This is a genomic window from Microbacterium sp. 22195, assembly GCF_052056515.1.
In the GTDB taxonomy this organism is placed as follows: domain Bacteria; phylum Actinomycetota; class Actinomycetes; order Actinomycetales; family Microbacteriaceae; genus Microbacterium.
The window spans coordinates 96228-109442 of the sequence record NZ_JBQEPE010000007.1 but is presented as its reverse complement, the minus strand read 5'-3'; the positions used below and the strand labels follow the sequence as shown (position 1 = coordinate 109442).

At 69.9% G+C, this 13215-nt stretch carries 8 protein-coding genes; 4 read left to right on the top strand and 4 right to left on the bottom strand.

What is annotated here, in order from left to right:
* Positions 1 to 38: 38 nt before the first annotated feature.
* The 3 genes from pulA to ACTJJ4_RS17005 form a co-directional block, all read right to left on the bottom strand.
* Positions 39 to 5795: a pullulanase-type alpha-1,6-glucosidase gene (pulA, locus tag ACTJJ4_RS17015; RefSeq protein WP_440944412.1), complete on the bottom strand. Its 5757-nt coding sequence runs from the start codon at positions 5793 to 5795 to the stop codon at positions 39 to 41.
* 366 nt (positions 5796 to 6161) lie between these two features.
* Positions 6162 to 7190: a MerR family transcriptional regulator gene (locus tag ACTJJ4_RS17010; RefSeq protein ID WP_440944411.1), complete on the bottom strand. Its 1029-nt coding sequence runs from the start codon at positions 7188 to 7190 to the stop codon at positions 6162 to 6164.
* A gap of 67 nt (positions 7191 to 7257) precedes the next feature.
* Complete coding sequence (locus tag ACTJJ4_RS17005; protein ID WP_440944410.1) at positions 7258 to 7932, bottom strand: TetR/AcrR family transcriptional regulator; 675 nt, start codon at positions 7930 to 7932, stop codon at positions 7258 to 7260.
* Between the two features lie 69 nt (positions 7933 to 8001).
* Here ACTJJ4_RS17005 and ACTJJ4_RS17000 point away from each other — a divergent pair, with 69 nt between their 5' ends.
* Complete coding sequence (locus tag ACTJJ4_RS17000; RefSeq protein WP_440944409.1) at positions 8002 to 8388, top strand: DUF1761 domain-containing protein; 387 nt, start codon at positions 8002 to 8004, stop codon at positions 8386 to 8388.
* Between the two features lie 22 nt (positions 8389 to 8410).
* Positions 8411 to 8701, top strand: coding sequence for a DUF1905 domain-containing protein (locus tag ACTJJ4_RS16995; RefSeq protein WP_440944408.1), 291 nt, complete (start codon positions 8411 to 8413; stop codon positions 8699 to 8701).
* A 39-nt stretch (positions 8702 to 8740) separates the two neighbouring features.
* On the opposite strand, the gene ACTJJ4_RS16990 is transcribed toward ACTJJ4_RS16995, so the two are convergent.
* On the bottom strand, positions 8741 to 9919 hold the full coding sequence (locus ACTJJ4_RS16990) for a thiolase family protein (protein WP_440944407.1): 1179 nt from the start codon (positions 9917 to 9919) through the stop codon (positions 8741 to 8743).
* Positions 9920 to 9987: 68 nt separating this feature from the next.
* On the opposite strand from ACTJJ4_RS16990, the gene ACTJJ4_RS16985 reads away from it, so the two are divergent.
* Positions 9988 to 10995: a LacI family DNA-binding transcriptional regulator gene (locus ACTJJ4_RS16985; RefSeq protein ID WP_440944406.1), complete on the top strand. Its 1008-nt coding sequence runs from the start codon at positions 9988 to 9990 to the stop codon at positions 10993 to 10995.
* Positions 10996 to 11101: 106 nt separating this feature from the next.
* Entirely contained in the window at positions 11102 to 13204 is a 2103-nt protein-coding gene (locus tag ACTJJ4_RS16980) for a beta-galactosidase (protein ID WP_440944405.1), read from the top strand.
* Positions 13205 to 13215: the final 11 nt, after the last annotated feature.

Here is a 13215-nt window from a genome sequence, read left to right as displayed (position 1 = left end):
CGCTTTCGGTTGCGGCAACGGGGTCTCTCCGCTCCGATCTACTGCACGTCCACCAGCACGGCCACCGTGCGGGCGGGGATCGTGACCGTGCCGGTCGCGGCATCCCAGGTGGTGGTCTTCACGACGGCATCCGAGCCCTTCGCCTGCGCGGGCGTCAGGACGAGATCCCGGCCGGCCAGGCCCGCGACGGTCTGCGTGACCGGATTCGGCGAGGCGTTGAACACGACCAGCGCGCCATCGAGCGCCGGGTCGACGTCCTTCCCGACGAGATCGTCGATCTGCATCAGGATCACGCCCGGCGCGGCATCCGCCCCGCCGTTCGGGAAGCTGACCTTCTGCCGGATCAGATCCGCGGAGCCCAGCCGGAGCAGGCCGACCTCGCTGCGCACGCGCAGCAGATCGAGAGCGGATGCCTCGGCAGCGGCCATGTCGGATGCCTTCGGCTTGAGCGCCGGGTTCTGCAGCAGCGGGGCCATGATGCCCCACTTGCCCTGGTTGTCGGCCGCCATGGGCAGGCCCGAGCCGAACGTGGACTGCTGTCCGGTCCAGTCGATGCGGTTGAACCAGTCGCCGGAGTTGTAGCTGTTGCGGTCCAGCGACTTCGAGCGCAGCAGCTCGGTGCCGGCGTGCCAGAACGACGGCGACTGCGACAGGGTGACCGTGGCCAGCTCGACCGTGTTCATGCGCACGCGGTCGGCCATCGAGGTGCTGACCGGCAGCTTGAGCACCGACAGGTCGTACAGCGTCTCGTTGTCGTGCGCGTCGACGTAGTTGATCACCTCGTCGGGCTGGTCGGCGTAGCCGGCGCGCTGCCCGTTGTAGTCGATGTCCTTCCCAGCGGTCGTCCTGCCGTCGCTCGTCGTGAACGCGAAGTCGCGCAGGTTGCCGGCCAGGCCCAGCTTCACCAGGTCGGTGTCGTGGCCGAGGGCCGCGAGCTGCTGCGCCGCGCTGCCGTTGATGGGGTCGCCGTTCGGGTCGGTCGCCAGCCCGGTGCCGAAGCCCTGCATGAACGTGGAGCCGCCGTCGACCGGGCTGCCGCCGTGCACGGCGTCGCGCAGCCGGTCGTTGAAGGTGCCGATGCCGGTGCCGCCGAGCTGACCCTGCACGGCCTGCGGGAACAGGGCGTTGTTCGCGACCTCGCCGAAGTTCCAGCCCTCGCCGTACAGGTAGATGCGGTTGCCGTCGACGCCGTCGTCCTCGAGCGTGAGCGCGTCGAGGGCCTTGCGGGCGGCCGCCATGTTGGCGACCGAGTGGTGGCCCATGAGATCGAACCGGAAGCCGTCGACGCGGTAGCCGCGGGCCCAGATCACGAGCGAGTCGACCATGAGCTTCTGCGCCATGAGGTGCTCGGTCGCCACGTTCTGGCAGCAGGTCGAGGTCTCCACCGCGCCTGCCGCGTTGAGGCGGTGGTAGTAGCCGGGGACGACCCGGTCGAGCACGCTGCGCTCGGCCTGGCCGGATGCCGCGGTGTGGTTGAACACCTGATCGAGCACCACCTGCAGACCCATGCCGTGCAGGGCGCCCACCATGGAGCGGAACTCGGCGACGCGCGCACCGCCCTCCGGGTTCACGGCGTACGAGCCCTCGGGGGTGGAGTAGTGGTACGGGTCGTAGCCCCAGTTGAAGCCGTCCGTGTCGGCGACCGCCTCGACGCACGCCTGCTGGGCGGTGTCGGCCGGGCCGTACGAGGCCAGGTCGCAGTCCGGCACGGCCTGCGCCCCGCGGTCCTCCTGGATCGTCGCGATGTCGAAGGACGGCAGCAGGTGAACGGTGTTGATGCCGGCGTCCGCCAGCTGCCGCAGCTGCTTCGTGCCCGCGCTGTCACGGGTGAACGCGCGGTACGTGCCGCGCTCTGCCTCGGGAACCGTGTCGTCGCCGATCGAGAAGTCCCGGATGTGCAGCTCGTAGATCGCACGGTCGACGGGCTTGTCGATCACGGGGCTCTTCGTCGTCTTCCACGCCTTCGGCTGGAACGCCTTGTCGTCGAGGCTGACGGCGACCGAGCGCTCGGAGTTCAGCGTGAGCGCGACCGAGTAGGGGTCGGTGACCCGGTTCGTCTCGATCTTCCCGGTGGTGGGCGCGTAGACCGCGACCTCCCACAGGTACTCGACGCCCTTGAGCGCCTTCTTGCCCCTGACGGTCCAGACTCCGGATGCGGCGTCGTAGGTCGCCTTGTGGCGGGTGGGCTCGGCGTCGGATGCCGCACCATCGGCCCAGGTGAGCAGAGTGGCGCTCTGCGCGGTGGGCGCCCAGAGACGGAACGTCGGGTTGACGCCGCTGAAGACCACGCCGAGTTCGGCATCCGCCGCGTTCGCGGCGTACAGGTCGTCCAGCACTCCGGGAACCTGCACGCCCGTGAACGCGGTGAGCGCACCGGCTGTGTCGCTCTGCGCGACGGCCAGCTGCGTGCGCAGCAGCGCGGGCGCGTCGGCATCCGCTGGCACCTTCAGCGCCAGGTAGCCGGCGAGCGCGGGGAAGCGCTTCTTCTGGGCATCCGTCAGTCCGCCGTCGACGACGGTGAGGTCGACCGCGTCGCCGCCGGCGACCTGGCCGTCGGTCACGGTCAGGGAGGCGTCGGATGCCGAGTGCAGCCGGTACGCGGCCCTGTCCGTCTGGCCGAGCCGGGCCGGCCAGGCGATGGTGTCGTGGTCGATCCACTGGGCGCGCTGCTCCCCCGTGCCGGGCAGCGGGGCGTCGTCGCTCGCGACCTCGAGCACGTGCGTGGCGAGGGTGTAGCGGAACGAGGTGACCTTGCCCTCGGTGGCGCTGAACGAGATGTTCGCGCCGTCGCGCGCGCCGTCGGCGCCGTAGTTCTCGGCCCAGCTCAGGCCGTGCGCGACCTTGAGCTCGTACGCGCCGGTCGGCAGCTCCGAGGTGGCGAACTGGTAGACGCCGTCGCGGTCGCCGTCGGCCATCAGGGTGGCCAGGCAGTCCGGCATCCAGTCACCGGCGCAGCCGAGCTCGTCCTGCAGGGAGCCGGGGAGCGTCACGATCGGGCCCTCGGCCGAGGACTGCACGATGTTCGTGCGCGGATCGAAGTAGAACGAGATCGGTCCGCCCTTGTGGCTGATGGTGATGTTCGGTCCGTCGGCGACGCCGTTCGCGCCGTAGTTGACCGTCCAGCTCCCGTCGATCGCGGCCTTGTACTCGTAGTCACCGGCGGGCAGGTCGAAGGTGCCCGCCCACACGCCGTCACCGCGCAGCGTGAGCTTCGCGTTCTCGCAGGCCGGGTCCCAGTCGCCGGCGCAGCCCATCTCGGAGTTCAGGCTGCCGGGCACGGTGACCATCTCGATGGGCGACTCCGGCTGCTCCTCCCCCGCCCCCAGCGAGACGGCGTTGCCGACGGAGGCGTAGGTGGATGCGGCGGAGTGGTGGCCGGCGGCGTCCGTGGTCACCGCTCGGTACTCGAGCAGGGTGCCCTTCTTCAGCCCGCGGATGTCGTGGAAGACGCGCGGGTCGGTGTCCTCGGCGGTGCCGAGCGCGTGCCACTCGTCGGAGCCGACGACCCGCCAGGAGAGGCTGGTCTGCGCCCACTGGTCGGCGATGGCGGCCTGCACCGCGGACTGGCCGGAGACTCCGGCGCCCGCAGCCGGGACGGAGACGGTGACCGGTGCGGCCTCGGCGGGAGCGGAGACCGGGGCATCCGCCTTCCACACGACGGCCGACAGCGCCGGCACGGTGACCGATGTCCTGGCACCGGCATCCGTGGTGATCGCCTGCCCGTCGCCGTACTGCACGGCGTAGGACGCGTCGGAGGTGAGGGTGGTGAGGTCGACGGTCTGCGCACTGGTGGCGTTGTTTACCGCGACCAGGTACTCCACCTTGTCGGCGGCGTCGACACGGGAGAAGGCGTAGACGCCGGCGCCGGATGCCGCGTATCTCTCGATCTGGGCGCCGTCGCGCAGCGCCGGGATGCCGGCGCGCAGCTTCGACAGCGCCGCGATCTGCCGATACAGCGGGGCGTCGGTGCTGTAGCGGTCGACGGAGCCCGCCTGCTCCCCCGTGATGAGCTGCTGGTTCGCGTACTCGTCCACCTGCGTGGCGAACAGCGTCTGGCGTGCGTCCTTGTCGCCGCCGGGACCCGCGAAGCCCTGCTCGTCGCCGTAGTAGACGACCGGCTGCCCGCGGGTCAGGAACATCAGCTCGTTGGCCAGCTCGGTGCGCTGCAGCGGGGCATCCGTCCGCTGGAGGAACGATCCGACCCGGCCCATGTCGTGGTTGCCGAGGAACGTCGGCAGCGCAGTGGCGCTGGAGTCGGACGTCGTGTACCGGTCATCGCCGGCGAACAGGCTCTGCAGTCCCTTGGCGGAGTTGCCGGATGCATAGCTGACGGCCGAGGACTGGAAGGTGAAGTCCAGCACCGAGTTCATGTCGGTGTCGCGGACGTAGGGGGCGAGCTTGACCGGGTCGGCGTCGTACACCTCGCCGAACATGAAGAAGTCCTTCTTGCCCGCCGCGTGGGCGTGGTCGAGCACCCGGGTCGACCAGGTCTTCCAGAACTCGAAGTTCACGTGCTTGACGGTGTCGATGCGGAAGCCGTCGATGCCGAGGTCGACCCAGTCCTGGTACACCTTCACGAACCCGTCCACGACCCGCGGGTTCTCGGTCATCAGGTCGTCGAGACCGTCGAAGTCGCCGTAGGTGACCGACTCGCCCGACCAGGTCGAGTTGCCCCGGTTGTGGTACAGCGTGGGGTCGTTCAGCCATGCGGGCGTCTTGGCGTCCTTGTCGGCGTCGGCGATGACCGGGGTGTACGGGAAGCTGGTGGACGCGTCGAGCGTGGGGAAGCCGTCGGTGCCGGCATAGTCCGCGGGATCGAACGCCTTGCCGTCGGCGTCCTTGTACGGGCTGGTCGCCTGGTCGATGTAGGAGTACTGCTTCTGTGCGTAGTCGACGACGTCGGCGGTGTGGTTGGTGATGATGTCGAAGTACACCTTGATGCCGCGGGCGTGCGCGTCGGCGATCAGCGACTCGAGCTCGGCGTTGGTGCCCAGGTGCGGGTCGATGCGGGTGAAGTCGGTGACCCAGTAGCCGTGGTAACCGGCGCTGGCGTTGTCACCGGTGCCCTGCACGGGCTTGTTGGCGAAGCTGGGGGTCAGCCAGATGGCGGTCGTTCCCAGGCCCTCGATGTAGTCGAGCCGGTCGCGCAGGCCCTTCAGATCTCCGCCCTGGTAGAAGCCCTTGTCGGTGGGGTCGAAGCCCGTGCTCAGGCGGTCGCCGGTGAGTCCGCCGGTGTCGTTGGCGGTGTCGCCGTTCGCGAACCGGTCGGTCATCACGAAGTAGAACTGCTCCTCGGAGCCGGGCTGGCGCACCGGCTTCAGGATCAGGGCGTCGTCGTCCGCCGTGTACCCCTGGCGGAGGCCGGTCGCCTGCACGCCGATGCGCTTGAGGTTGTCGTCGAACGTGAAGCGCAGGGTGGCGGGGCCGGCGACCGTGAGCGGGATGTTGTCGCCGCCGCCGTCGAGACCGTACGCCTCGTCCCACGTGTCGTTCAGCGCGACCTTGTACTCAAAGCTGCCGGCCGGAACCGTGAACTCGGCGGAGTAGATCCCGGCGGCGCCGGTGGGCGCGAGCTCGGTCTGGGTGCAGTCCGGTGCCCAGTCGGCGGCGCAGCCGAGCTCGGACTGCAGGTCGCCGACGAGGGCGGCGGTGCGGTCGGCTGCGACCGCCGGAGTGGCGACCGCGCCGAGCGCGGAGAGGCCGGATGCCACGACTGCGGCGATCGCGAGGACGGCGACGCGGCGAGTGGCGCGGTGTGCGATGCGGGGCTTCGATACAGCGGTCTTCTTCGACACGGATGCTCCAGGAGGGGTGGCGGGCGCGACGACGCGTCCGGGGCTGTGTCTGTGAAAGTAGCAGGATGCCGCGATCAACTGCAAGCGCTTCCAGTTGTGAACACTCAACCTGAGCGCGCGCCTGACGAAGAAATCGTAAGCGCTTCCATAGTCTGAAATGCACTGCGCCGGACAATTCCGGCCCCGTTCACCTGCCGGACACATCGGCCGCGTACAACTGTCTCTGCGCGGCCGAACGGCTTGACCGGATCAGGGTGCCGACCACTGCCGCGCCGCGGTGAGCATCGCTCCCGCCGCGGTCTCGGACCGCGAGACCCCCGCCGAATCGGGTCGGCGGGGGTCTCTCCCTGCAGGGGCGCAGCGGCGTCAGCCGTGGATGTCGACCACCACGATCGTGTGATTGTCCGGCTCGCCGGCATCCGCCACCGCACGCTCGACGGCGGCGACCGCCGCGTCGGGGTCCTCCGCGTCGAGCAGTGCGGCGAAGTCGGATGCCGAGAACAGCGCATGCACGCCGTCGGTGGTCAGCACCAGGCGATCGCCGCGCTGCACCGTGACGCCCACGACATCGGGCGCGGAGGGCAGCCCAGCCGCCAGCGCCCGGTTGAGCACGGCGCGACGCGGATGCAGCCGCGCCTCCTCCTCGGAGAGCCGGCCGTCTTCGACGAGCACCGAGACCTCGCTGTGGTCGGTGGTCAGCTGGCGCAGCACGCCGTCACGCCGCAGCCAGGCACGCGAGTCGCCGAGGTGCGCGATGGTCGCGACATTGCCCTTGATCGAGATGGCGGTGAGGGTGCTGCCGCGTTCCTCGTCGCCGATGCCGTCGGCGCACTCGGCGGCGAGCTCGTCCCAGCGCTCGGCGCTGACGGGTTGGGGCTCGGCCGCCAGCAGCCGGACGAGGTCCTCCGCCACCGAGGGCGCGCCGCCGAAGCCGTCGGCGACCGCCCACAGTGCGCCGCCGATGTGCACGGCATCCAGCTGGGCGTCGCGGGTACCCTGCCGGGTGGCGTGCGCCGTGCGGGTCCGGGGTGTTCGTGTCGTCGTCATGATGCTCTCCTTCGTTCGAAGGTCTGCGACGAGAGCGGACACCTGGACCCGGCGCGAGCGCACATCGGCCTCGGTCTGCCGCCAGAACGAGGTGAGCTCGGCCGCGACGGCGACCGGCGGCAGCTCGAGCGCGGTCCGGATGCGCTCCAGCGGCATGCCCACGCGACGAAGCGCCGCGATCAGACGTGCCGGTTCGAGCTGCTCCGGTGCGTAGTACCGGTATCCGGTGCGCTCATCCACCTCGGCCGGGCGCAGCAGGTCCAGGTCGTCGTAGATGCGCAGCGCCTTGGGGCTGAGCCCGGCGGCACGGGCGAAGTCGCCGATCGACATGAGCTGCATGCGGTCCATCATCCCTCTCATCGCATCGGCGACTCTCGCCGACCGGCTCAGGTTCCGCTCTGCCCCCGGGGGAAGGTCAAACCTGCTTCGGGGCCGGACTCACGGGCCTCCAGCGCGCGAGGAAGGTCGCGACGGCATCGCGGGCGATGGCTGCCAGCTGCTCCTCCGAGAATCGGGACGCACCGGCGGTCAGCGTGATCCGGTCCAGCGGCGCTCCCAGCACGAGCCAGGTGAACTGCTGCGCCGCCGTTCCGGCATCGCCGGCGGCGAGGAGCCCTCGACGAGCGAGGTCCGCGAAGACGTCCGCGAGGAGCGCCTCGTTGCGCTCCCAGCTGCGCTGCACGTACTCCGCGGCGATCTCCGGGAACCGTTCGGCTTCCGCGATGACGAGACTGCGCATCTGCACGACCGGCGGGCTCAGGACCGCGGCGTGCAGGACGCCGGCGAGGTCGATCAGCGCCTGCTCCAGGTCTTCGGTCCTCCGCAGCCGGTCGAGGTGCGGGCGCATCGAGTTCCGTCCGCGGTCGACCCAGTCCCTGACCACCGCAGCGAAGAGCTCCTGCTTCGAGGCATGACTGCGATACAGCGTCTGCTTGGAGATCCGGGCGGCGGAGGCGATCGCATCCATCGTGGCCGCGGCGTAGCCTTCGCGCAGCAGGATGTCGCGCGCGACGGACAGGAGGTCCGCGCCTTCGAGGCCGCCGGGGCGCCCCCGGCGACGCGGTCGGGTTCTCTCGGATGCCGTGGTCATACTCGAATAGTACTAGACAGTACGCAATTCACGCGATAGCGTACCCATCAGTACTTAAAAGGAGGCATGATGATCTGGATCGGAATCGCCGTCGCCACCGTGGCGGCCTTCATCCTCAGCTCCGTCTACTACGCGGTCGGCACTCCGCTCGAACGGCGTGCGGCCGGGGACCGGGCGGTCGAACGCGGACGGCCGGGGCCGTCGAAGGTGGCCGCCGAGCTCGTGCGCACCCTCGTCCTCGCATCCGGCTTCGCCTGGATCGCCGGTGCGGCATCCCTGCTCGCCCTCCCCGGCACCCTGCTGCTCGCGCTCGTGCTGTGGGTGGCGTTCCCCGTCGTGCTGCTCACCGGCTCCGTCGGCTGGGATCGCGCACCGATCCCGACGGCCGTGCTGCACGCCGGCGACTGGCTGCTGAAGCTGCTGCTGATCGCCGTCGTCATCGGGCTGCTCCACTGACCCTGCGAAAGGAATGTCGATCATGGACGGGAAGACTCCGGGACCGCTGGACGTGACGTTCACCGCTCCCCTCGTGACCAGCGATGCACCCGGCGGCTGGACCTACGTGCAGCTGGACGGCTCGGCCGACTTCTTCGGCACCCGCGGGCTCGTCCGGGTCACCGGAACCGTGGACGGCGAGCCGTTCCAGGGATCCTTCATGGCGCTGGGCGACGGCACCCACAAGCTGCCGATCACCGCCGCGATCCGCAAGAGGATCGGGAAGGGGACCGGCGACCTCGTGACCGTGCACCTGACGGAACGACGCGGCTGACCGGTGGACGCGGCTGACGGCCCGCGCCGAGGGCCGGGGTCAGAGGCGCTCCAGGATGAGGGCGTTCGCCATGCCGCCGCCCTCGCACATCGTCTGCAGGCCGAGGCGCCCGCCCGTGGCCTCGAGGTGGTCGAGCAGGGTGCCGAGCAGGCGCGTGCCGGAGGAGCCGAGCGCGTGGCCGAGGGCGATCGCACCGCCGCGCGGGTTGAGCTTCGCCGGGTCGGCACCCAGCTCGGCCGCCCAGGCCAGCGGCACGGAGGCGAACGCCTCATTGACCTCGTAGGCGTCGAGGTCGTCGATCGACAGGCCCGCACGCTCGAGCACGCGCCGCGTGGCGGGGATGGGCCCGGTGAGCATGAACAGCGGGTCATCGCCGATCACGTCGAACGCGCGGAACCGGGCGCGCGGCGTGAGACCGAGCTGCTCGGCGCGGTCGGCGCTCATCATCAGCGCGGCGGAGGCCCCGTCGGTGAGCGGAGAGGAGTTGCCCGGCGTGATGCTCCACTCGACGTCGGGAAAGCGCTCGGCATAGGCATCCGTGCGGAAGGATGCCGGGAGCCCGGCGAGCTTCTCGACCGTCGTCCCCTCGCGGACGGTCTCGTCCGTGATGGCCTCGGGCGCCTCGGGCACGCCCACGACCGTGCGGTCGAAGAAGCCGTCGCGCCAGGCCTGCGCGGCGCGGGCGTGCGACTCCGCGGCGAAGGCGTCGAGCGCGGCGCGGTCGAAGCCCCACCGCTGCGCGATCAGCTCGGCGCTCACGCCCTGGTTGACCAGCCCCTGCGGGTAGCGGGCGCTGAGCCGCGGAGACATCGGCAAACCGCCGGATGCCGAGGAGCCGAGCGGCACCCGGCTCATGGACTCCACTCCCCCGACGATCACGATGTCGTTCTCCCCGGCGGCGATGCCCGCGGCGGCGAAGTGCACGGCCTGCTGACTTGAGCCGCACTGCCGGTCGATCGTCGTGCCGGGGATGTGCTCGTCGAAGCCCGCGGCCAGCACGGCCTGCCGGGCGATGTTCATGGCCTGGTCGCCGACCTGGCTCACGCAGCCCAGCATCACGTCATCGATCTGCCCGGACTCCAGGCCGTTGCGCTCCAGGATGCTCTGCAGCATCCCCGCGGCGAGATCCACCGGATGCACGCCGGACAGCGACCCTCCCGGCTTGCCGCGCCCCACCGGGGTGCGGATGACATCGACGACGACGGCTTCGCTGCTCATACGTCCATCATGACGCCTCACGAATGCGGAGGCGCGATCCCGATCAGCGCATCGCATACCCTTCGGTTATGACAAGCCGCAGTGGCCGCGTCCCCACGATCTACGACGTCGCACGTGAAGCAGGCGTGTCCCACCAGACCGTCAGCCGCTACCTCCGCGGCTACGAGGGGATCCGTCCTGCGACGAGGGAGCGTGTGCAGGAGGCGCTGACACGACTCGAGTACCGTCCCAACTCGGCGGCGCGGCTGCTGCGGGCCGGCGTCGTCAACCGCATCGGACTGGTCGCTTTCCGGATGAGCGCGCCCGGGCCCGCGCGCCTGGTCGGCGGCGCGAACGCGGCGGCACGAGCCGGGGGCTACATGCTCGACATCGTGTCCGTCGATGAGGAGGACGCGGAGAGCATCGACAAGGCCGTCTCCATGCTGGCCGAGCACCAGCTCGCCGGAGTGGTGCTCACCGCGGCGACCGAGGGCCTCGAGGGCATGCTGCTCGGACACGGACTCGACGTACCCCACGTCTCCGGCGCCAGGGTGAAGCTGCAGGGCGACGGGATGCCTCTGAACGAGTACGCGGGAAGGATCGCAGCTCGGCATCTGATCGAGCTGGGGCATCGGGAGATCGGCTACCTGAGCGGCCCGCTCAGCTGGGTGTCCGCACGGGATCGACGTGCCGGCTTCCTGGCCGAGCTGCAGGATCACGGCCTGACGGTCGCGGCGGAGGCGGAGGGCGACTGGCTCGCCGCGACCGGTGCTGCCGCGTGGTCCACGCTCACCGCGCAGTCCGAGCGCCTCACCGCGGTCGGAGCAGGGAACGACAGCATGGCCGTGGGCCTGATCTCCGCGATCGCGGCGTCGGGGCGGTCGGTGCCCGGCGACGTCAGCGTGATCGGCACTGACGACTCGCCGGAGGCGGCCTATCTCAATCCGCCATTGTCGACCGTCGCGATGGCTTTCGAATCCGAGGGAGCGCATCTGGTCGCGGCGCTGCTGGCCAAGATCTCCGGCAGCCGGCAGCGCGTGCCCGACGTCGCCGCCCCAGAGCTCCGTCCCCGCAGCTCCACCGCCGCCCTGCGGTGATCGAGCCTGCCGGGACGACGCACTTCGACTGAAGTCTTGTTATCGACAACATTTGCTGCTAGCTTCAGGTCCATTGCTTTTGTTATCGACAACATTGGAGTTGCAGGTGGCTTCTACCACGCCCTTCCCCGGCATCCTCTTCGGAGCCGCGTACTACGCGGAATACCAGCCGGACGGCACCCTCGACCGCGACCTCGACCTGATGCAGGAGGCAGGATTCACGGTCATCCGCGTCGGGGAATCCGTCTGGTCGACGTGGGAACCGAGGGAGGGCGAGTTCCACCTCGACTGGCTGCAGCCCGTGCTCGACGGGGCGCATGACCGCGGCATCGGAGTGATCCTCGGCACGCCGACATATGCGATCCCGCCGTGGCTGCAGCGACGGCATCCCGAGATCGCAGCGGAGATCCGATCCGGCGAGCCGATCTGCTGGGGATCGCGCCAGGAGATGGACCAGAGCCAGCCCGCCTACCGCTTCTACGCCGAGCGCATCGTGCGCAAGGTCGTCGAGCGCTACGCGCAGCATCCGGCGGTCATCGGCTATCAGGTGGACAACGAGCCCGGGAACCTCCTGCCTCACAACGCGGCGACATTCGACACCTTCGTCAGCTGGCTTCGGAAGCGGTATGGCACGGTGGACCAGCTGAACGAGGAGTGGGGACTCGTGTACTGGTCCCATCGCATCAGCGAGTGGGCGGAGCTGTGGCGCCCCGACGGGAACATGATGCCGCAGTATCAGCTGGAATGGCGCAGGTTCCAGGCCACCCTGGCGTCCGACCTGATCGGCTGGCAGGCAGAGGTGGTGCGGGAGTATGCGCGCCCGGACCAGTTCGTCACGACCTGCATCTCATACTCCCGTCCGCAGATCGCTGACGATCTGCTGGTGGAAGAGCTCGATGTCACCGCGGGAAATCCGTACTACAAGATGCAGGACGGGTTGGATGCCGATGTGGATGCAGCCGGCCAGGAGCGCTGGTGGCACTCCGGCGTATGGGCGCTGCATCAGTGGGGCGATCGTGCGTGGTCCAGTGCGCAGGCCCCGTTCCTCGTGACCGAGACGAATGCGCAGTCCATCGGCGGCTCGTGGCAGAACCATCCACCCTATCCCGGTCAGCTCAAGCAGGCGGCGTTCGCGCTGCTCTCGCGCGGAGCGCGCATGATCGAGTACTGGCACTGGCACACGCTGCATTTCGGCATCGAGACGTACTGGGGCGGGGTGCTCCCGCACAGCCAGGTGCCCGGTCGCATCCATCGCGAGGTCACGGAACTCGGGTCGGCCCTGCGATCGATCGGAGGCGCGCTGGACGAGTTCGAGCCGGATGCCGACGTGGTGATGCTGTGGTCGACGGACACGAAGTGGTCGTGGGACTTCTACCCGCCCCTGGCGCGCGAGGACGGCTCCCCGGATCCGGACTCCTACACGCGGATCTTCGATGCCTGGTATCGGGGGCTGTTCGAGTCCGGCGCGCAGGTGAGGGTGCACCATGTGGCGAGCTTCCTCACGGAAGATCCGGCAGCTTTCGCACAGCGGCATCCGGTCCTCGTCGCACCGGGACTGTACGTTGCCGACGACGCCGTGCTCGACGCCCTGCGGGCCTACGCCGAGGCCGGCGGGCACCTCGTGCTCGGCATCCGCACCGGATACGGCGACGAGCTTGCCCGTGCGCGTCGCGAACGACCGCCGGCACGGCTGACGGACGCGGCCGGGGTCTGGTACGAGGAGTACAGCAACCGCTCCGAGCCGCTCGCCGTGCACGCCGAGCAGCCGTTCCCCTCCGTTCTCGAGGAAGGCGCAGCGGGCACCGACTGGGTCGATGTGCTGCACGTGGATGATGCCGAGATCCTGCTGGCCTTCGAGCCGTGGGAACTCGGCACCGGTGCGGCTCTCTCGTCGAAGGCCTTCGGCCGCGGACGGGTGAGCTACCTCGCCACAGTGCCGAATGCTCCGCTCGCACGCAGCCTCGGCCGCTGGCTGGTCGCAGACCCGGCGGCGGCCGCGTGGCAGGCCGCGCGGGAGGTGACCGTCGTCACCGGCGCGTCGGGAACCCGGCGGCTGGCTTTCGCCTCCAACTGGTCCGGTGAGGCATCCGTCGTCGTGGCTCCCGCCGCGCTCACCGATCTCGTCGACGGCGTCACGCATGCCGCCGGCTCCCGTATCGTCCTCGGTCCGCGCGATGCGCGGATCTTCGAGGTCACCTCGGACCGCTGACCGCGGCCCGC